This is a genomic window from Sporosarcina sp. ZBG7A (genome assembly GCF_000813425.1).
Classification (GTDB): domain Bacteria; phylum Bacillota; class Bacilli; order Bacillales_A; family Planococcaceae; genus Sporosarcina.
The window spans coordinates 65,746-87,161 of the sequence record NZ_JWIB01000031.1 but is presented as its reverse complement, the minus strand read 5'-3'; the positions used below and the strand labels follow the sequence as shown (position 1 = coordinate 87,161).

21 protein-coding genes are annotated in these 21,416 nt (G+C 40.7%); 20 read left to right on the top strand and 1 reads right to left on the bottom strand.

Annotated elements, in window-relative coordinates; genetic code table 11:
* The first annotated feature begins 107 nt into the window (after window positions 1–107).
* The 9 genes from RL70_RS11505 to RL70_RS11470 all read left to right on the top strand — a co-directional run bounded on the left by RL70_RS11505 (window position 108) and on the right by RL70_RS11470 (window position 6,448).
* Window positions 108–821 carry a class I SAM-dependent methyltransferase gene (locus tag RL70_RS11505; RefSeq protein WP_039043539.1) on the top strand — a complete coding sequence of 238 codons (714 nt, stop codon included), beginning with the start codon at window positions 108–110 and terminating at the stop codon, window positions 819–821.
* A 17-nt stretch (window positions 822–838) separates the two neighbouring features.
* Window positions 839–1,282 carry a GNAT family N-acetyltransferase gene (locus RL70_RS11500; RefSeq protein ID WP_039043538.1) on the top strand — a complete coding sequence of 148 codons (444 nt, stop codon included), beginning with the start codon at window positions 839–841 and terminating at the stop codon, window positions 1,280–1,282.
* A gap of 202 nt (window positions 1,283–1,484) precedes the next feature.
* Window positions 1,485–1,868 carry a VOC family protein gene (locus RL70_RS11495; protein ID WP_039043537.1) on the top strand — a complete coding sequence of 128 codons (384 nt, stop codon included), beginning with the start codon at window positions 1,485–1,487 and terminating at the stop codon, window positions 1,866–1,868.
* 48 nt (window positions 1,869–1,916) lie between these two features.
* Complete coding sequence (locus RL70_RS11490; protein ID WP_039043536.1) at window positions 1,917–2,315, top strand: VOC family protein; 399 nt, start codon at window positions 1,917–1,919, stop codon at window positions 2,313–2,315.
* Window positions 2,316–2,370: 55 nt separating this feature from the next.
* Window positions 2,371–2,910, top strand: a complete 540-nt coding sequence (locus RL70_RS11485) for an isochorismatase family protein (RefSeq protein ID WP_039043578.1) — start codon at window positions 2,371–2,373, stop codon at window positions 2,908–2,910.
* A gap of 82 nt (window positions 2,911–2,992) precedes the next feature.
* Complete coding sequence (locus RL70_RS18045) at window positions 2,993–3,133, top strand: RAxF-45 family protein (protein WP_197054114.1); 141 nt, start codon at window positions 2,993–2,995, stop codon at window positions 3,131–3,133.
* 86 nt (window positions 3,134–3,219) lie between these two features.
* Window positions 3,220–4,833 carry a ribosomal protection-like ABC-F family protein gene (gene abc-f, locus RL70_RS11480; protein ID WP_039043535.1) on the top strand — a complete coding sequence of 538 codons (1,614 nt, stop codon included), beginning with the start codon at window positions 3,220–3,222 and terminating at the stop codon, window positions 4,831–4,833.
* Window positions 4,834–4,847: 14 nt separating this feature from the next.
* On the top strand, window positions 4,848–5,384 hold the full coding sequence (locus tag RL70_RS11475; protein WP_039043534.1) for a shikimate kinase: 537 nt from the start codon (window positions 4,848–4,850) through the stop codon (window positions 5,382–5,384).
* 92 nt (window positions 5,385–5,476) lie between these two features.
* Complete coding sequence (locus tag RL70_RS11470; protein WP_039043533.1) at window positions 5,477–6,448, top strand: ring-cleaving dioxygenase; 972 nt, start codon at window positions 5,477–5,479, stop codon at window positions 6,446–6,448.
* A 644-nt stretch (window positions 6,449–7,092) separates the two neighbouring features.
* Here RL70_RS11470 and RL70_RS11465 read toward each other — a convergent pair.
* The gene (locus RL70_RS11465) at window positions 7,093–7,914 is read right to left on the bottom strand and encodes a squalene/phytoene synthase family protein (RefSeq protein WP_039043532.1); all 822 of its coding nucleotides are present in this window, start codon (window positions 7,912–7,914) and stop codon (window positions 7,093–7,095) included.
* Between the two features lie 190 nt (window positions 7,915–8,104).
* Here RL70_RS11465 and RL70_RS11460 point away from each other — a divergent pair, with 190 nt between their 5' ends.
* The 11 genes from RL70_RS11460 (at window position 8,105) to RL70_RS11410 (ending at window position 21,410) form a co-directional block, all read left to right on the top strand.
* Entirely contained in the window at window positions 8,105–8,557 is a 453-nt protein-coding gene (locus RL70_RS11460; RefSeq protein ID WP_052245929.1) for a MarR family winged helix-turn-helix transcriptional regulator, read from the top strand.
* Window positions 8,554–10,164, top strand: a complete 1,611-nt coding sequence (locus RL70_RS11455) for an MDR family MFS transporter (RefSeq protein WP_039043531.1) — start codon at window positions 8,554–8,556, stop codon at window positions 10,162–10,164. The genes RL70_RS11460 and RL70_RS11455 overlap by 4 nt, the downstream gene beginning before the upstream one ends.
* 216 nt (window positions 10,165–10,380) lie before the next feature.
* Entirely contained in the window at window positions 10,381–10,722 is a 342-nt protein-coding gene (locus RL70_RS11450; RefSeq protein WP_025784545.1) for a co-chaperone YbbN, read from the top strand.
* 41 nt (window positions 10,723–10,763) lie between these two features.
* Window positions 10,764–12,527: an ABC transporter ATP-binding protein gene (locus RL70_RS11445; RefSeq protein WP_231567269.1), complete on the top strand. Its 1,764-nt coding sequence runs from the start codon at window positions 10,764–10,766 to the stop codon at window positions 12,525–12,527.
* Window positions 12,528–12,560: 33 nt separating this feature from the next.
* Entirely contained in the window at window positions 12,561–14,315 is a 1,755-nt protein-coding gene (locus RL70_RS11440; RefSeq protein ID WP_039043529.1) for an ABC transporter ATP-binding protein, read from the top strand.
* Between the two features lie 36 nt (window positions 14,316–14,351).
* The gene (locus tag RL70_RS11435) at window positions 14,352–14,867 is read left to right on the top strand and encodes a hypothetical protein (protein WP_039043528.1); all 516 of its coding nucleotides are present in this window, start codon (window positions 14,352–14,354) and stop codon (window positions 14,865–14,867) included.
* Between the two features lie 81 nt (window positions 14,868–14,948).
* Entirely contained in the window at window positions 14,949–16,244 is a 1,296-nt protein-coding gene (gene yfmF, locus RL70_RS11430; protein WP_039043527.1) for an EF-P 5-aminopentanol modification-associated protein YfmF, read from the top strand.
* Entirely contained in the window at window positions 16,244–17,527 is a 1,284-nt protein-coding gene (yfmH, locus tag RL70_RS11425; RefSeq protein WP_039043526.1) for an EF-P 5-aminopentanol modification-associated protein YfmH, read from the top strand. The genes yfmF and yfmH overlap by 1 nt, the downstream gene beginning before the upstream one ends.
* A 111-nt stretch (window positions 17,528–17,638) precedes the next feature.
* A complete protein-coding gene (locus tag RL70_RS11420) occupies window positions 17,639–18,955 on the top strand; it encodes a sensor histidine kinase (RefSeq protein ID WP_039043525.1) in 1,317 nt (438 codons plus the stop codon).
* A 23-nt stretch (window positions 18,956–18,978) separates the two neighbouring features.
* On the top strand, window positions 18,979–19,716 hold the full coding sequence (locus RL70_RS11415; protein WP_039043524.1) for a LytTR family DNA-binding domain-containing protein: 738 nt from the start codon (window positions 18,979–18,981) through the stop codon (window positions 19,714–19,716).
* Window positions 19,717–19,814: 98 nt separating this feature from the next.
* Window positions 19,815–21,410 (top strand): acyl-CoA synthetase, encoded by a 1,596-nt coding sequence (locus RL70_RS11410; RefSeq protein ID WP_082003400.1) that lies wholly within the window; start codon window positions 19,815–19,817, stop codon window positions 21,408–21,410.
* Window positions 21,411–21,416 lie beyond the last annotated feature (6 nt).

Genomic DNA, 21,416 nt, shown 5'->3' with positions numbered 1-21,416 from the left:
TATGCACTAGTTCAATAGAGGACTCTAGTAACCGGGTTTATGGATGAGGAGGATTGTTCTTCTAGCGCGTCTTTGCATATCTATAGCAGGAGAGGAAGTGAAGATGTTTGGAGAAAACATACTTAGATTGTCTTGCGGCATTTGGGATCGGAGGAGCTCATCCAGGAGGTCTTCAACTCACTAAAAAATTGTTAGCCAATGAAAGGTTCGATGAAAACATGGTTGTGTTGGACGCAGGATGCGGGACGGGGCAAACAGCTGCATATCTTGCAAACGAATTTGATTGTCAGGTTCTAGCAGTAGATTTAAATCCATTGATGGTTGAAAAAGCTACGGAACGTTTAGTGAATTTGCAGAAAGATATATGTATCGAAGTTGCAGATGTACAAAGTTTGTCCTATGAAGAAGGTTCGATAGACGTGATCCTCTCTGAATCGGTAATTTCTTTTACAAACCCTACAATTAGTATTCCTGAGATGACAAGAGTCTTAAAAAACAACGGAAAGCTTTTCGCAATCGAAATGGTTTTAGAACAACCGTTGAGTGCTGATGGAAGGAAAGAGATCACAGAGTTTTACGGAATGGATCAAATTTGGTCTGTGAATGAATGGATGAGGGCTTTTCTTGCAGCAGGTTTAACAATTCAGTCAATCGAAGTTCCTGAACTAGAGACCGATAATGATGACATTGAAACTGCGACTGATTTTTCACTATCAGAATCGATAGATGAAACGTTTCACGATATTTTAAGTCGACACGTGGTATTGACGGAAAACTATAAGGACCAATTAGGTGTACGTATTTTTAAATGCACGAAGTAAAAGAGTGGAGGGGAATAATGGAGATTCGATTGGCTAAGGAGAAAGAAATGTTAGTGATTTTATCTCATTGGAAAGCTGTAATGTCAGAAGCTACAGCAGGTTACTTAGACAAGAATCCAGAAAGTGAACTCACACCCCTAGCTCCTTTTTTTTATAATGACTTCGATTATTTGGTTTATGTGGCAGAGGGAACGGTTCAAGGTTGGATTGGAACAGGAGAAATACGCGATGTCCATATTCAGGAATCGAAAGGGTTCATATCCGAACTTTATGTACTTCCAGCGTTCCGCAAACAGGGGATAGGCAGAAAACTTTGCCAGGAAGCAATCAAAAAGTTCAACGAAGCAAACTATGACTCGGTTCAATTAAACGTGTTCAAAGGAAATGATGCAAAGTACCTTTACGAGAATCTAGGGTTTACTGAAGTGAGTTGTCTGATGGAACTAAGTTTGGACTCGTAAATCGTGTATTTTAGTCCTATAACTCTAATAGATCCTAATCATACACGTAGTTAGAGTTTGCAAAGGTGCCAAGGGGATGTGAGGTAATCCTTTGGCACCTCCACTAAAATAAAGGACTATCAAGAGTTGGCGACGAATGAATGAAGAATTCCACTAGTTATTGATATAATGGAAGCTGCAAACATCTGAAGGAGGCGGAATTATGATTCAAAAAATTGGTCAAGTTATGGTATACGTTTCTGATCAAGATAAAGTAAAAAGGTTTTGGGTGGAGGATTTAGGATTCAGTGTCATTTCAGAGGAAGACAACGGAGAAGGTATGCGTTGGATTGAAATCGCACCAACGAATGATTCAGAAACAAGTATCGTTCTTCACGACAAAGAGCTTATATCGAAGATGCAACCAGAATTGAATGTGGGAACACCTTCTATTATGTTTGTGACGGACAAGCTAGACGAACTTTATGAGAAACTCACCACCAAGCAAGTGACTGTAGGCGAATTAGTAAGCATGCCGTCTGGACGCGTTTTTAACTTTGCAGATCCAGAAGAGAATTACTTTGCAGTGATAGAAAAAAGTGAATAATAGGCGTGTGGAATAAGGTTTTAAATATACTGAAAGGGGTGGTAGTCGATGGGAAAAGTAACACCTTTCCTAATGTTTCAAGATGGTAACGCAGAAGAGGCTATGATCTTTTACACGTCACTAATAGCGGAATCCGAAATTAGCAACATCACCCGATATGGTAAAGGTCAATCAGGCGATGAAGGTAGCGTCATGAAAGCGACGTTTTCATTGAAAGGACAAGAATTCATGTGCATAGACAGTAATGTAGCTCATCAGTTTACCTTTACCCCTTCTTTTTCGATCTACATCAAATGTGATTCTGAAGAGGAAATTAGCCACTTATACGAAAATCTTGTGAAGGATGGACAAGCACTCATGCCGCTAGACAATTATGGATTCAGTCAACAATTTGGATGGGTGAACGATCGTTTTGGCGTTTCATGGCAATTGGATCTTCCTAATTAATAAATGGCTTTGAAGGAGTAGTGCGTACAGTCTAAAAAGAGGTAGGTGATCATTGATGAAAGCACTATTAGTTATCGATGTGCAAAATGGTATTGTGAACTACGGGGACTTTACCGAGGAACTAGCTTCCATTCAAAAAGCAATTCTTGAATTTAAAACTAAGGATCTTCCAATTTTCTTCATGAAGCATCTAGATAATGAGGAAGGAAGTTCCCTGTTAGAAGGATCAGAAGGGACCGAATTACATGACTCGGTGAAGGAGTTCGCTGATATCGTGATTGAAAAACGGACGCCTAGTTCTTTTTACAAAACGGACTTAGCCGAGCGTTTGAAGGAAGCCGATGTGGAGCATCTGATTATCACGGGTTTTAACACGGAATATTGCTGTATGTTCACATCCATCGCTGCCTTTGACCGGGGATATAAGGTAACCTATATTGAAAACGCGACAGGTACGATGAATACAGGTGAAACGTATGGTATGAAAGGATTTGACATAAAGGATTTTGTGGAAACGGTCCTCCATTGGTCAGATGCCATTGAAGTCATCACGTATGATGAATATGTAGAAAAGTATGTAGGGAGAAGTAAATGATTTCTTACGATCGGAGTTTTCTTGCAAGTCAATCAATATCGTGATAGACTAATATTAACTAATCTGAACGGAGGTGGAAAGAATGAACAAGACAGTCGCGCTGACAGGTGTACAAGTAGATACTGCTATGTATTTTGCACGTGTCATAACTTTCGATTTTTTGGAGAACGGGATACGTATGTCCATTTTTACAAAACCAAAAAATCAAAGCGCAACTGATTAACTTCATTCTTTTCACGAAAAGACTGCTTGTTAACGGGCGGTCTTTTTTGTTTGCCCGAAATCAGTGCGCTCCTGGAGGCACTCACAATGCATATTAAAGCGGAAAACCTAACAAAATCTTTTGGCGGTACAGTTATATTGGAACAACTAACCATGGAAGTGAAGTCCGGAGAACATGTTGCACTCGTTGGACGAAACGGTTGTGGAAAAACGACACTATTAAGCTTGCTAGCGCGTGTTGAATCTCCTGACGAGGGTCGTATTATTCAAGCGAAGGACAGCAAAATCGGCTATTTGCATCAGATTCCTACCTATCCAGATCACCTTGTTAAAGATGTTTTGTTAGAGGCGTTTAGTGAGCTGTTAGCAATCGAACATCGCATGAAAGAACTTGAATTACAAATGGCTACTGACGTTTCGGAACGAATTCTTAGTCAATACGGAGAACTACAAGAGACTTTTATGGAACTTGGCGGCTACGAGATGGAATCCAAGTTAACTAGCATCTCGAATGGATTAGGGGTTACGCACTTCTTCCAGCAGAAGTTTGATGCGTTAAGCGGTGGAGAGAAAACAAAAGTGATGTTGGGTCAAATCTTGCTGAAAAACCCGGATATCCTTCTTCTGGATGAACCGACAAATCATCTGGATCTATCTGCGATTGAATGGCTGGAGCAACACATTCAACAATTCCCAGGAACAGTCGTACTCGTTTCTCATGACCGCCAATTCATGAACCGTGTCGTTGGAAAAGTCATTGAGTTAGAAGACGGACAATGTTGGCTGAGTCACGGGAATTATGATGCATTTCTATTCAATCGTGAAGCTAAATTGGAACAACAATTTTCGGAGTACAAAGAACAACAAAAGAAAATCAAGAAGATCAAGGAAGCAATTCGTAGACTTCGTCAATGGGCAAATGAAGCGTCGCCCCCAAATCCGGATCTATTCCGCAAGGCGAAGACCATGGAGAAAATGCTTGCAAGAATTGAGCTCGTAAAAAAGCCGAAAACGGAGAAAGCGATGGGACTGCGTTTAGAAGCAAGTGACCGTAGCGGAAAAGAAGTCGTGCGGATCGAACAGCTAACTCATCGTTTTTCCTTAGAACAGCCACCGATTTTTGATGGGATTTCAATGTCAGTATACTGGCAAGATCGTTTAGCGATAGTTGGAAATAACGGAACCGGGAAGTCCACACTTTTGAAAATGATATTGAACCAGTTAGTGCCATCTGAAGGTCGAATTCACATAGGCAGCAATGTCACAATCGGATACTTGGCTCAGCAATTTGAAACGCTAAACGGTGAATTGCGCTTGATAGATGCCTTTCGTGAAGAAATATCGATGACGGAACCCGATGCTCGACACGTTCTCGCGCAGTTTCTGTTTTATGGTCATGACGTTTTTAAGAAAGTGAAAGATTTAAGTGGAGGAGAGAAGATGCGACTTCGACTCGCACAGCTCATGCAACAAAATATTAACTTGCTTATTTTAGATGAACCGACGAACCATCTGGATATTGAGAGTCGGGAAGTCCTGGAAGATACGCTTGAGAATTTTGAAGGCACAATGATTGCTGTGAGTCACGATCGTTATTTTCTGCAAAAACTATTTACCAAAATTGCATGGATTGATCAAAAAAAGATGACTGTACATGATGGAGATTTTGAATTTGCACAGCGAAAGCAAGGTGGGCAATAAATGAGGAGGTCGTTATGCAACGGATTCTAGTGATGGGCATATCTGCGGGTGCTGGGAAATCGACAGTCGCCCGGATCTTGGGAGAAAAGCTTAACTATCCAGTTACTTATTTGGATAGTTTATATTTCGAACCTGGTTGGAAAGAGGTTAGCGATGAGGTTTTTCAACAGCGACAAGTAGATGCGACCTTGGGTGCTACTTGGGTTATAGAAGGAAACTATTCCAGAACACTGCCAGTGCGAGAAAAGTATGCGGATACCGTTGTTTATTTGGAACTCCCTCTTTACCTGTGCTTGTATCGTGTAGTCAAACGACGGATTCGATATCATCGTCAAACGAGACCTGATATGGGAAAAGAATGTCCTGAGAAATTGGACTGGGAATTCCTTAAGTATATCGTAACTACGTATAGACGGCGAAAAGTGGATATGCGGGGACGGATGCGACGATATGTAGAAGAAGGAAAAAAGGTGTTCCTTCTTCAATCACGGCGACAAATTCAAGATTTTCTTCAGAAACTAGAACAAACAAAATTAGACGAGCTGCCTTAGCAGTTCGTTTTATTTGTTTTTGAATATAAATTCGGGTATTATTATCTTGAATTAAGAGTAATCTCCGCGAGATATGAGGGAGGAATTTATTAATGGAACTAAAAGGAATACATCACGTTTCAGCGATTACTGCTAATGCTGCAGATAATTTATATTTTTATACAGAAGTCATGGGGATGCGTCTTGTGAAAAAGACAGTTAATCAGGATGCTCCTTCGATGTATCATTTGTTCTACGCCGATGAGGCGGGGAATCCGGGAACAGAGTTAACGTTTTTTGAAATTCCTCGCTCCGGTGCTACGCGAACTGGAACAAATAGTATTTCATTAACTTCATTACGAGTTGCGTCCGACAAAGCGTTACAATTTTGGCAAGAGCGATTTACAAAGTATGGAGTTAAACAAGAAGAGATAACAGAACAAGTGGGACGAAAGACGATCCGCTTTACAGATACTGAAGGACAGCGACTTATGCTCGTTTCTGATGAAACAAATGTGGGAGTTGTGGGAGGATCACCTCAAGTTCATGATGAAATCCCTAAGGAATTCGGGATTATTGGTCTTGGACCAGTCACTTTAACGGTTGCGAATGGCGAATTGACAAGACAGTTAATAGAGGGAGTTCTAAAATTCAGACCAGTTGCTACCTATCCTTCTGATAGGGACGGCCAGTGTGATGTTGTCGTTTACTCAACAGGGGAAGGTGGAACCGGCGCTGAGCTTATTCTTGAAGAGCGCACGGATTTACCGACTGAACGACCAGGACGTGGGAGTGTGCACCATGTTGCATTACGTGCAGCAGATCAGGAAGAACTTTCACAGTGGATTGCTCGACTTACAGAGATGCAGGTCCCGCATTCTGGATTCATCGACAGATTCTATTTCCGCTCAGTTTATATTAAGGATCCTAATGGCTTGACGATTGAACTTGCAACCGATGGACCTGGGTTTGATACTGATGAACCGTTTGAAACTATGGGTGAGTCCTTAGCATTACCGCCATTCCTAGAACCTCGACGCGAGGAGATAGAAAGTCGACTCAAGCCACTAGGCGGGGGAAACTGATATGAATCCTGCTTCGATGGAGTTGGAAGTTTTCATTAAAAGGGTAATTTGGTGATAGATTTTTAATGACAAGTTAAGTTTTATGAGTGGGAATTGGGATTTATGATCACAATCCAGGGTTTATGAGCGGAATGTGAGATTTATGAGCACAATCCAGAGTTTATGAGCGGAATGCGGGATTTATGAGCACAAACCAGAGTTTATGAGCGGAATGTGAGTTTTATGATCACGATTCAGAGTTTATGAGCGGAAATCGAGATTTATGATCACAATCCAGTGTTTATGAGCGGAAATTGGGATTTATGATCACAAACCAGAGTTTATGAGCGGAATGTGAGATTTATGATCACAATCCAGCGTTTATGAGCGGAATGTGAGATTTATGATCACAATTCAGAGTTTATGAGCGGAATGTGAGTTTTATGATCACGATTCAGAGTTTATGAGCGGAAATCGAGATTTATGATCACAATCCAGTGTTTATGAGCGGAATGTGAGATTTATGATCACAAACCAGAGTTTATGAGCGGAAATTAGGATTTATGATCAAAAACCAGAGTTTATGAGCAAAATCCACGATTTACGATCAGCACGCCAACACTAGCGATCACCAAACGAAAAAGAGCAGCCGCAGCTGCTCTTTTTTACGTGGTCTCTTTTAAAATTTCATCTACCGTTGCATTCACTTCGTCGCGTTTCATCTTCTCTTCGCCTTTTTCAAGCGCAGACAATGTCTTTTTCGCGAGTGCTAAGGGGATTTTGCAAAACAACGTGATGTTTTTCGTTTCGATTTGCTTCATATATGCATCCGCCATGTCTAGATTTTCTCTGGCGTAGTCAAACAAATCATCACGTGTCCATCCTTCTGGTAAGAAGCGGACGCCTCGTTCAGCATCTTCGTCCTGATTACGTAACATATTGACTGCTTGCAAGCCGCGACCATACCCGATAGCTAGCTCGCGATCAGTGATTGTGCCATCGTATTGCTCCCAAATATCTGAGAGCATGACACCTACAAGTCCAGCGACGTAGTACGTATACTCATCCAAGTCTTCTTTTGTTTCAATTTGGAAGTCTTTTTCAACCCATTTTGCCATGCCATCCGCCATAATTGCAGTGACATTGCGGACATTTTCATACAACTCCGGTGGACATACAGCGAGCCAATCGGCTAAACGGAGTGTCACTTCAGGTAACTGGCCTTGAACAGGTTTTAAGAGTTCATCATAGTCTGATTCGTTGAATCCGTTTCGAAGAAGTTCAGCTGTAGCTCTAAGTAAAGCAGTCTTTTTCACAGGATCCAATTGTTCGTGATCTTCGATTTCATCGATTGCACGGAGGCATAGATAAGCAGAGCCGACCGTTTTACGAAGTGTTGGGTTCAATAATTTAATCGGTATGTAGAATGTGCGGCTCGTTGCTTTTAAAACGCGCATCGCATCTTTTTGTAGGGCAGCTTCATTCATGTCAAAATCCTTCTTTCCATAATACGATGTAGTAGACTCTAGTGTTTATATCATACCGCTTACTCACGGTCATTTCCATTGAAAGCCTCTTGGAGGCTTGACGCAGATCTTATTAGAACTTATACTAATTAATACTTCAATGATTAAAGTATTTAACGAGTGAAATAGATTTGAAAGTAGGTAGTGCATTATGCCCGAAAGAAGTTCAAAGGATTTTGCAAGGTTTGAAGAATTATTCTGGAATGTGACTCGGGAAATGGGGAAGATGTGGAAGCAAGTTTTTGAATCACATTTACCAGGATCGCAGTCTCACTTAGTATTTACACTAGCACGTAAAGGGCCATTGAAAATGTCGGAGCTGGCGCAAATTCTCGGATTGACAGCTGGAGCTGTGACCGCTGCTTCAGACAAACTCATCGATCATGGATATGTGACTCGAATCCGTGATGAAAAGGATCGCCGAATTGTCTATTTGGGAATCACTGACGAAGGAAGAGAAATGCTACAGCAGTTGCGCGAGGTTGGTAGAACGAAGATGACCGAAGCGTTTAGTCATCTAAATGAAGAACAATTACCGATAATTATCGAGATTTTTGAACAGGCAGCTGGAAATATATCGAATATGAAAGGAACTGAAAAATGAATCACTTAACAGCGAAGCAAAAAGTGACCATTATGATTGCAATCATGACGGCGATGTTTTTCTCAGCTATCAACCAAACGATTATCGGCGTTGCCATGCCACGAATCATTTCACGTCTTGGCGGAATGGATTATTACACGTGGGTCATCACGATTTACTTGCTGACTATGGCTGTTGCAACGATCCTTGTAGGGAAACTGTCTGATATTTACGGTAGAAAACCGTTTCTACTTGCGGGTATCGGAATCTTTATGGTCGGTGCGTTCCTGTCAGGATTTTCGTCGACGATTTTCCAACTCATCATTTTCAGAGGTATCACAGGAATCGGTGGCGGTGTTATTATGTCTACCGCGTTTACTGCAGTTGGGGATTTATATTTACCAAGAGAGCGGGCGAAATGGACGGGGGCAATGAGTGGAATCTTTGGGGTTTCCAGTGTCCTTGGACCTTTGATGGGAGGATACATAGTCGATCACCTCGATTGGCATTGGGTCTTCTGGATTTTCTTGCCTCTGGGAGTAGTAGCATTTGTGTTGATTGCAAAACTGTTCCCTAAAGTGCCGAGAAGAGAAGGCGAGTCAATCGATTACTTCGGATCTCTATTTTTAACGGTTACGATTGTATCTCTCTTGCTTGCATTCAGCTTGGCAGGTGAAGGAGTAGGCAAATACGCATGGTCTTCTTGGCAGATCATTGGACTCTTTGCATTGACAATTATAGCGTTGATAGCGTTCATAATTACTGAAAGCAAAGTCAAAACCCCAGTTTTGCCACTTTCACTATTTAAAAATGACATTGTTACCATGTCCAATATCGCTGGGTTTTTATTAGGCGCGGGTATGATGGGGATTATGATTTATACGCCGTTCTTCATCCAAGGTGTAAAAGGAATTTCTCCTAGTGGATCAGGATATATTATGATGCCAATGTCGATTACAATGGTGTTTGCAACGACGTTCGCCGGAGGTTTCATGACGAAAACCGGGAAATATAAAGGGTTGGCCATCATAGGATTAGCTATTGGAGCCATTGGCATCTTTTTAATGAGTTTCATTACTATCAACACACCAGTTGCGTTGCTCATTACTTATTTGTGTATCGTTGGGATTGGTCTTGGACTCAGCATGCCCGTATTTTCACTCACAGTACAAAATGCGGTTAGCTTGCGACAACTTGGTGTTGCCTCAGCCTCCTCGCAGTTGTTCCGTTCTCTTGGAAACACTGTCGGAATCGGGATTTTCGGAGCTATCATGAGTTCAGTCATGACAAAAAAGATGACGTCTGAATTCTCAGGTCAGGGCGATGGAGCGCTATCTACTTTGCCTCCTGAAGAAGCTGAAAAAATCGGTCAGCTCATGAATCCTGAGATTTTATTGGATGTCCCAAGACTTGAAAAACTAAAAGCAAGTCTACCAGTGGATATTCAACCGATTGCAGAACAGCTGGTTGGCATGGTTAAAGGGATATTTAGCGAAGCAATTACGACAACTTTCTTTGTGGCTGCTTGTATCATGGTAGCTGGCGTAATCGTTGCAGTATTTTTACGTGCGATTCCACTTGTCTCTGCAAATGATCCTTCACCAGCAAAACAACAAACTGAAAAGTAATATGAAATCAGGTGTAGCCTTGCCAAGTTGTTACGGCATTGCTACACCTGATTTTTTTCGACCATATCAACCTGAATTCGGACAGAATGAGCACCCAATCTGCCAAGGTACGCAGGAGGTATTGAATTACAATCGGTCTAGACGTAAACTAACTTTAGTATTCAGAAAGTTTTAAAGATTGTTTCACTAGAAGCTACCATAAAGGAGGAATTACACATGGGTGAATTACGCCAAGTAAACAAAGAGGATTTTAATAATGAAGTATTGAACAGTGAGGTACCTGTTGTGATCGACTTTACAACAGACGGATGCGGTCCTTGTGAATTGCTTGTACCAATTCTGAAAGACATTGATGAAAAGTTTGGTGAGCAAGTAAAAATCATTCAGCACAATGTGGACTTTGATGATTTGATGAATGAAGCAAATGAACATATCAAAACTTATGACGTCATGGGTTTCCCTACAATTGTCATCGTAAAAGACGGAAAATCGGTCGATAGTATTCTTGGAATTTACGATCCTGAGGAAATCGAACGGAGAGTCCAACAAGTACTATAACGGAAAATGTACTTCCAAGCGAAAGGGTGTGAACCATCTTGGTGACGGCTACTCAAAAAAGTGTGAAGCGAGATATCCGACGCCAACAAGAGAGTGGCATGTGGAAATCATATATACGTCTCTTGTTTAAAACCAAGCTTCCATGGTTCTGGTTAGGATTTCTTACGTTTCTCAATATTGCGGATATTACATTAGGTCTTCTACTACCAGCCTATACTGCGCAAGTTGCTTCGGGGGTTATTACATCCACAGTGATTACAGGTGTAGTCGTAGTTATTGTTGTTCGGGTACTATTTTCAGGGATTATCCGTTATATTGCAAAAATAACTTCATATAAGATTGATATCCGGTATCGGAAACTGATCTGGAATCGTCTCATGCGATCGCCAATCAAATTATATGACGATGTTAAACCTAGTGAGATGGTAAGTCGTACGGTAAATGATACTTCTCAAATCAGTGCAGTCATATCCGGGTTATTTCCAGCACTTGTCGGTATGATTTATGGGACAGTTTACATCGCCAAAGTTCTTTATGGCTACGATTGGCGTTTAAGTGCTGGTTTGCTGCTTTATACACCGGTCTATGTATTATCCATTATCTATTATGGTAAATGGAATTATCGGACACACAAATATACACAGAATCGTCTTGCTGGTTTGACACAATTTCTCTCAGAATTACTCGTGAGTATCCCGTTGATCAAATCATTTGCGAATGAACAAAAAGAAACAGAACGTGGAAAAGATAACATCCAGCTTTACTATAGAGCAAACATGAAACGTTCGTTGACTGCATGGGTGAATACACCGCTTACAAGCATACTGAACCTAGTGATGGAATTGTTCGTGATTGTGTTCGGGATTTACTTGGTCACTCAAGGGACTATCACAATTCAGATCTGGATTGCCTTCTTTATGTACGTTGGGATGTATTTCGGCATGCTGGAAACGTTCGGCTTGATGTATACGCAAATTAAACAAAGCCAAGGAGCGACATCACGTATTGCTCATCTCGTTGAAAACGATCTCGAACAATACCACCGTGAACAAGAAGTAGACAGCAATCAGCTCGATCTTGAGTTCAATCACGTGACGTTTGCATATGGAGATAAACTGGTTCTTGATGAAGTCTCATTTACGGTCCCTTACGGAAAGGTAACTGCCATTGTTGGCCCGAGTGGAGGAGGAAAGTCAACTATCCTGGCGCTCCTTCAACAGCTGTATCATCCAAATGATGGACAGATTAGTTTCGGTGGAACCCCGATTGAGAAATTCCATTTAAATAGTTGGCGTAATCTATTCAGCTATGTAGCTCAAGATAGCCCGCTATTTGCTGGTACGATCCGTGAAAATATCATGTACGGACTTGAACGCGAAGTATCTGAGTCAGAACTCATCAATGCTGCAGAAAATGCCAATATCTTAACCTTCATTAACGAACAGCCGGATAAGTTTGATGCGTCTGTAGGTGAAGGTGGATCCAGTCTCTCTGGTGGACAGCGTCAGCGCATCGCAATCGCAAGGGCGTTCTTAAGGAACTCTGACTTCTTGCTACTTGACGAGGCAATGGCAAGTCTTGATGTCAAATCTGAAAAAGCGGTTCAGGCAGCAATGAGCGTATTGATGGAAGGTCGAACAGCTATCGTTGTTGCTCACGATCTATCGATCATTCGCAATGCAGACCAAATCATTCTATTGAATGAAGGGAAAGTGGAAACAACAGGTACACATGATGAAGTTCTGAGAGAAAGCGATTTATATAGACAGTTTGTTGAGTTTTTGAATAATACAACTGAGGGCTGATGACTGCTTGTAGAAAGAACGGGGGAATCAGCAATGAATGATCTGAAACGCAGAAGCTCTTGGGGGGAATTCTTCCATCTTATTAAAACATCAAAACTGCCTTGGCATCTATACTTTTTCCAGATTGTGTCTTGCCTTGCGACGACAACGCTATTGCTCAGTATGCCACTTGTCATCCAGCAAATTATGGAAGGGAACATTTTTGATAAAGAGATTGTTATGAAATACGTCTATATGAATATTGGTAGCGTAGCACTTGTGACAATCTCATCTTTCTTTGTTTTCATGACGAGCCCAATTACCAAAAGGAATATCCAGAGAGTCATATGGCCAAAACTCATTCGTTTGCCTATGAAAGAGTACAGAGATAACAAATCTTTAAATATGATCAGTCGTGTGACACTCGATCCATCCTATATTGACCGCTCAATTTCGGATTTTACGAGTCTTTTTAATACAACATATAGCTTGGTTGGTTCATTTGTCATCATGTATGGCATGAATGTTAAATTGACACTGGCTCTCTTACCTGTAATACCTTATATCGTTATTGTATCAATTGTTGTGGGGCATTTCACACAAAGAACCCAACATGGAGTTCAAAACCAATTGTCCAATATGACTGCATTCTTTGCAGAACGTCTCCCTAAGATCCGACTTATCAAAACATTTGGTAAAGAGGATTTTGAATTTGAAAAGTCGAGCCGAGTGATTGAAAACCAATATACAGCAGATAAAAAACGTGCATTTGTTGACCTGTTTGCAGAACCACTCATGCAAAGTGTCCAGGCGATTGTAGTAGGTACGGTTCTTGTTTATGGCGGGTACTTGGTTTCTAAAGGGGACATGAAAGTAAGCCAGGTCATTTCGTTCTACTTATATGTACAGTTCATCCACAACAATGTATTGCAGTACGGACTGTTCTGGCAAACACTTAAACAAGCAAAGGGTGCTTCTGCAGAAATCGCTAAAATTCAAGAAGCAGGGGAAGAAAAGCTGGATCGCACGTATACGTTCAGAGAAAAAGCGACCCAGACTGATGCGGATTTAACATTAGAGAATGTTTCGTTCAGCTATGACCAACGTCTCGCGTTGACCAATGTCAATTTGACGATTCCTAAGGGGAAACTAACTGCGATTGTTGGGCCGAGTGGCGGAGGTAAATCTACCATATTCGCATTGCTTGAAAGACTGTATGAACCGAATGTCGGTCGAGTACTGATCGGTACTACGCCAGCTGAAAAGGTCCATTTGGATGAATGGCGCTCAGGTATTGCCTTTGTCTCACAGAGTGCTCCGTTGCTTTCAGGAACAATCCGGGAAAATATTCTATACGGTATTCATGAAGATGTTGGAGATGACATTGTTTGGCTTGCAGCTCGATATGCTTCTGCAGAAGAGTTCATCCGTGAATTTCCTGAAGGGTTGGATAAAGACGTCGGTGAGTTCGGTACAAAGCTTTCAGGCGGTCAACGTCAGCGAATTGCAATTGCCCGAGCATTTGTCATGGATCCTGAGTATTTACTATTGGATGAAGCCATGGCGAGTCTAGATGCCCAAAGTGAACATGAAATCAATCGCGCACTTCGTTTACTGATGAAAGGCAGAACAACTGCATTGATTAGTCATAATTTACGGACGATGAAGCAGATGGACCATATCATTGTTGTCAACAATGGCCTTGTTGAAGCATCTGGAACACATGCGGAATTGATAAGAACAAACAAATTGTATGGGGATTTAATCGAGATTCAAAATGAGAAAAACGACCTGCTGTCAGCTACGTAAATGGCATAAAGCAAAAAACTAAAAGGGGTGTTTTAAATGATAGCGATGAAAAAAGCATTTTTAGTCTTCATGATGATGATTGTGGCGGGAGCATTAGCAGCTTGTGGAGGGGACACTGCAAAAGACGAAACCGCGAAACCGGATACTGAAGCGGCGGATTCAGGTGCAACAGATGATGGAGCAGACACAAGTGATGAGAACGTAGACCCGACGGATGCGAATTTTGACCAAATCCTAGACTTGCTCAAAGATGCAGGATTAGAAGTTGGCGAGAAAACAACTGGATTTGCAGATATCGATGGCACAACACAAGTCATGAATGTTGTCATTAATGGTGAAGATATGCTTCCTTTCCAAGTTTACATGTTGGAGCCGGACAGTGAAAACTTGAAATCAGCAAGAGAAAAAGGCGAAGTGACAATGGAATTCGAAGGACAAGAGGGACAAATTCCAATGGAAACAAAAGATGATTTCCTATACTTTATCGCTGACGGACATCCTGATCGAGACAAAGTATATGACGTGATGGTAAACGACTTCAGTCAAAAATAATAGGATTACACGCCGGCATAGTCCCTGCAATCAGGCTATGTCGGCTCTTTAATTAGCTACTATAGAAATGGAGGAACAATCATGAGCATGCCAAAATCGGCAGAGGCCATTAAGAATAATTTGCACGTGCATGTACTTGAAAGCAAAAACTTCAAAACAGTAACTGTAGAACTGAAATTTCAAACGTTAGTTGATCGGGCTACAATAACGGAAAGGAATTTACTTCCAGGAGTTTTGAGAGCCGGTACTAAGCGTTTTCCAACTGCTAGTGCAATACAGGATGAGCTTGATGACTTATATGGAGCATCACTTCAACTGTACCAAAGCGTCTCAGGTAACTGTCATATTCTGACGGTTCAAATGGAGTATGCGAATGAGCGATTTATTGAAAACGAAAATAATCTTGAGGAGAACATATTCGGTTTTCTGAACGAGTTGTTATTCAACCCCAAAATAAGTCAAGTTGGATTCGACAAGAACACAGTTGCTCAAGAAAAAGAGAAGTTACGAAAAAACCTAAAGGCCAGTAAGGATGATAAATCATCATATGCTGGAGAGCGTTTAATAGATGAAATGGCAATCGGCGAACTGGATTCGATTCATCCAAGTGGCTATCTAGAGGACATTGATAAGATTTCAGAAACTGGACTTTATGCTACATACAAAAATCTTTTGGAAACAGCGAGAATTGACGTATTCGTTGCTGGCGATGTTAATCCAGAAGAGACAAAAGAACTTATTGGAGCAGTTTTGTCAGGAGTACCTGACGGAAGTGACAAACGTTTAAGTGGAGGCGCAGCATTACCAAGTGATGTGAAATTGGTAGAGAAGCCTAAAACTATTCGTGAGTCGGATGAAATCCAGCAAGCTAAATTGCACATTGGGTATCGAACTCAAACTATCTTTACGGACGCGGATTTTGAAGCACTTATGATTGGAAGTATGATTCTTGGTGGACATGCGGGTTCTTTGCTGTTTACAACTGTTCGGGAACAGCATAGTTTAGCCTACTACGTTGGTGCGGACTTAGATCTATACAGTGACAAGATGATCATCTTCTGTGGAATTGCTCCAAAAGATTATGAAAAGACAGTTGAAATTATTGATGAACAAGTAGCTATCTTAAAGGCCGGTACATTCTCCGATGAAGTTCTTGAAGATACTAAAGCCATGATGATTGGCAGTTATCAGCAGGCGTTGGACGGGATCGCTGGAATTATTGCAACAGAGTATCAGAAAATCCTAACCGGTACCCTGAAATCACCACAAGACATGATAGAAAAATTTAAATCTATTACTCGTGAGGATATTCAAAGGGCTACTAGTAAGTTAGAGCGTGATACGACGTTCTTCTTAACGAGTAAGGGGGAAGAATAATGGAGAAATTGAATTTCACAACTATTGATGAAGTAGTTTATACTGAACAACTGCCGAACGGATTAAATGTCATTTTGATCCCTAAAAAAACGCTAAGCAAAACGTTCGGTATTTTCACCACAGATTTCGGAGGGGCGGATTTAGAATTCATTCCTTACAACGAGACGGAAGCTGTGCAAATTCCTTCAGGAACGGCCCATTATTTAGAGCATAAGCTTTTCGATAAAGGCGATCATGATGTATACACGGAATTTGGTAAGCTTGGTTCTGATGCGAATGCGTATACAAACGACTCTGAAACCTCTTATTATTTCACGACTGTTGGCAACGAAATTGAAAATGTAGAGTTACTTTTGAACTTCGTACAAGATCCATATCTGACAGATGATACAGTAAATAAAGAAAAAGGAATTATTAGTCAAGAGTATCAAATGTATGCAGACATACCTGAACAACGGATCTACTTAGCTGTCCAAGAATCTTTGTTTGCAAAACATCCTGTTCGTCATGAAGTACTGGGTACACTTGACTCGATTAATAATATGACGAAGGAACAACTACTAACTGCATACGAGACATTTTATCATCCGACGAATATGACACTCGCTGTTTCAGGGAATTTTGATACTGAGGAAATGATGACTGCAATCCGGAGTAATCAGGAGTTGAAAAAGTTCCCTGAAATCGGTCCATTTACTCGTGTATATCCTAACGAGCAGAAAGAAGTTCATGAGTCACAACAAATCCTTCACATGAATGTAAGTGTGCCTAAGATGATGATTGGAATTAAGGAGTATGTCGGCGAAATCCCATCAAAAGAACTTGGAATGCGTAAACTATTAACGAATATGACACTTGATTACTTTTATAGTAGGAGCGGTACGTTCTATCAAGAACTTGCTGAATTGGAGCTAATTGATTCATCATTTATTTACACATCTGTGATTGATAAAACCTTCGGATTCACCATGATTGGCAGTAATTCCGCTCACCCTGAACTACTTGCTGAACAGATTAAGAAGCAGTTGAAGTCTTTATCATCAGCTGATCTAGAAGAACAGCAGTTCGAGCGCTTGAAAAAGCGTTCAATTGGAAAAACCTTGCGACGTATGAATTCTATTGAAAATAATGCACAAGGTATGATCTGGAATCGCAATCGAGGGTTGTCCTACTTTGAAACAATCCCAGCAATTCAGCAACTGACACTGGACGATTGGAAAACATTCCTCTTATCATGGATTGACGAAGAGCGTTTGACAGTCTGCACGATTATGCCTGAATAACCAGAGCTCTTCTTCCGTAAAGGGAGAAGAGTTTTTTTATTTGCATGATTTCGCCGATTCCTCTTGATATGGTATAATTCGAACAACATTAGTTGACAAGGTGATGAATACATGGGTATTCTTTCGGGGATTTTTTTAACCATTACAGTTTTTACAGGGCTCTTTCTGGCGCAATCAGCAGTAGGCATTCATCCGTTCAAATCGATAGTGAAAGTAATCCTCTCTGTAATAGCCGCAGTTATTGTTTTCGAAGCGTTTCAATTTTTTACAGGGTCTGACCTTGACCCGAGCATCATATATATCCTTTTACTACCTGCTTTCGTATGGTTCGTGCGTATGCCGATCCTCCAAGCATGTTTTTCGATTTTACTTGGATGGACTTATCAGATAGCAATTGTCTATGTGATTCAACGAAATCTTTTTGAATTAGCGATTACACAGGCTAAATTAGAAACGGATTTCTTCATCATGTTCATGATGGAACTGTTTATACTCATGAATAATTTGCTAATCATTTTATGGGTTGTGCGTTTGAAGCCGATTTTGCTTCCAGCTGAAGTTTTCAGAGAATCTGGATCAAACGATAAACCTAAATTCATGCAACGGTCCACTTTATTAGTTAGTGCAATCTTACTTATTGTAATGGGAATTTTTTTTCAATATACGTATTATGACCGGCAATTCTTCACTCCGGCCTATCGACTTTTCATCACAGGCTGGTCGCTGTTACTTCTTGCAATTTTATTGGTTTATTTAAAAACTTCTCTTCGGCAAAAGCTAGCTCAAGAAAAATTCTATCTAGACCAGCAATACCAGCAAGACATGCTTTCTTTCTTTACAGTAATCCGTTCTCAACGCCATGATTTTAACTTCCACTTAACGTCGATATACGGACTTTTGAAGAAGAAAGAGTATGATGAAGCGAGCTCTTATATTGGTCAAGTCGTTCAACAAGTCCAGGATGTCAATGAATTGCTTCCTCTAGCTCACCCTGCAATGAGTGCACTGCTTAACACGCAAAGTGAGCTGGCTAAGCAAAAAGGAATAGAAATCCACTTTTCAATATTTGATGATTTACGTGGAATTCCTGTTTCAGTGTATGATGTTAATAAAATTCTTGGGAATCTCATTCAAAACGCAATGGAAGAACTTGAATTGCTACCAGTTATAGAGCGTAAACTACATGTAGAAATCACAAAAGAAAAAAGGCATTACGTGATTCGTATTAGTAATCGAACAACAGCAGACAATCAACGTATCATGAGTATGTTCCAATCCGGCTTTTCAACAAAAAGTTCACACGAAGGAATTGGTCTTGCAGGTGTTGAAAAAATCGTGACCGCGAACTTTGGGGTGATTTTCCCTGAATTGAGTGAAGAATGGTTGACCATTCACGTAAGAATACCAGAAGGTACAGAGAATTATTGAAGAGATTCAGGGGGGAAGAGTGCATGCAAATTAGAACAATGATTGTAGATGACGACCAGCAAGCGATTGATTTACTTGCTGCCGACCTCAAATCTTTTCCTTTCATCTCATTGATTGATACTGTAAATAGTGGGAAGTCGGCATTGACCATTTTAAGATCCAAGAAAGTGGATTTATTATTTTTAGACATTGAAATCGGGGATATAACTGGTTTGGAATTAGCTGGACATATACAGTCAGTATATCCTCACATTGAAATTATTTTTGTAACGGGTCATGCAGGATTTGCGCTTGACGGGTATGACTACAGACCGCTCGATTTTCTCATCAAACCCATCAACTTTTTCAGGTTGGAGAAAACAATGACTACGGTTCAAAAGTCTTTTCAAGAACCTCAGAAGTCCATTATCCCGAATCATAAGATTGGTATGAAAGTTTCTGGTGGGATTCGTATTGTGAATGTAGGCGATATTTTATATATCGAAAAAAGTGGAAGAAAGATATCAATTGTTACTTCTCAGGATTCGTTTGTATCTGGAGATTCCATGAAAGAAATCGAAACGATGTTCGATGGATATGGTTTCTATCGAGCACACCAGTCGTTCATCGTGCCTTTACATCATATTGTTTCGGTTCAGTCGGATTCCACCGCTCGTTCTTATACAATTGAGCTTACAAATGGACAGCATATTCCATTGAGTCGAAACAAATATAGTGAACTTCAAACTTTGCTGGAAGCAGAGGGAATTCAAATTGTTTAAAGAGGAGCAGATTGCTATTAAAAGCATCTGCTCCTCTTGTTTTAGTTAGTTATCTGAATTATCATTAAAATAAGTATCTATTATTGAGGAGGATGTTGATGACTAGTCAATTCAATGTTGATGGACTTATCGATCATGTACAGTCTGTACGAAGAAATACGTTAGGTGATTTACTACTTCGAACGAGTGAACGGTTTCCAACAAAGCTTGCACTTGTCTTTAAAACTCAGCGCCTTACCTATGAAGAGTTGGATGTCTTAGTAAATCGCACAGCACACGGGCTATTGTCGAATGGAATAAAGAAAGGTGACTTTGTCACTGTCATGTCTAGAAACAGTTTAGATTTTGTAGTTCTTAACTTTGCCTTAGGGCGCATTGGAACGATAATGGTCCCTATCAATTATATGCTCACTAAAGACGAGATTAGTTACATTATTGAACATGCCCGGATTCATGCAGTGTTTGCTTCAAAAGAATTCACTGCAGTTATGGACCAATCATTGGTACGACACGAAGTTGAGAAAAAAGTAATCATTGGACAGTCTGATGAATACGCACCTGAACAATGGACTTCTATAAACAGCATTCGCAAAGATCAATCCACCGCTCTCCCGGATATTCAAATCGAAGACGATGATGTTGCACAGGTTTTGTATACAAGCGGTACTGAGTCGCGGCCTAAAGGTGTGATGCTCAGCCATAAAAGTTTAATTAGTGAATATGTTAGCAGCATTATCGATGGAAAAATGAGCGCAGAAGATATCGTCATACATGCGCTACCCCTGTACCACAGTGCGCAATTGCACGTCTTCCTAGGACCGAGTGTTTACTTAGGTTCAACTGGAATTATTCTGGAATTCCCATCACCCGAGACAATCTTACAAACAATCGAAGAGGAACGCGCTTCTTTGTTGTTCTGTCCTCCTACTGTGTGGATTGCTCTTCTTCGTCATAGGGATTTTGATAAAAGGGATTTGTCTTCTTTGAAAAAGTGTTATTATGGCGCTGCGATTATGCCGATGGAAATCCTGAAAGAATTAAAAGAACGGTTACCAGGTGCATCACTTTGGAATTTTTATGGTCAAACGGAAGTCGCGCCTCTCGCGACTGCACTGCAGCCTGAAGACCAACTAAGAAAACTTGGCTCAGCAGGATTGCCTAGTTTGAATGTGCAAACAAGGATTGTAAATGATCAGGATGAGGAAGTTCCTCGGGGACAACTCGGTGAAATCGTCCACAGAACCCCGCATGCGATGAAAGGTTATTTGCACGATGCAGAAAAAACAGCCGAAGCTTTTCGTGGAGGTTGGTTTCATACTGGTGATTTGGGTATCATGGATGAAGAAGGCTATTTAACTATTGTGGATCGGAAAAAAGATATGATTAATACAGGTGGAGTCAACGTTTCCAGTAGGGAAGTCGAGGAAGTCATTTATGAAATGGAAGGCGTGTCCGAAGTAGCGGTCATTAGTATTCCAGATTCTTATTGGATTGAAGCAGTTACTGCAATAATCATTCCAAAAGCAGGCTCGAAAATACAGGAATACGAGGTCATCGAGTTTTGCAAAAAACGATTGTCATCATTTAAAATACCTAAGTATGTAGAGTTCACAAACGAGTTGCCTAAGAATCCTAGTGGGAAAGTATTGAAACGCACGTTGAGAACAGATTATACAAAAATAATTGGTAATTGAATCCTT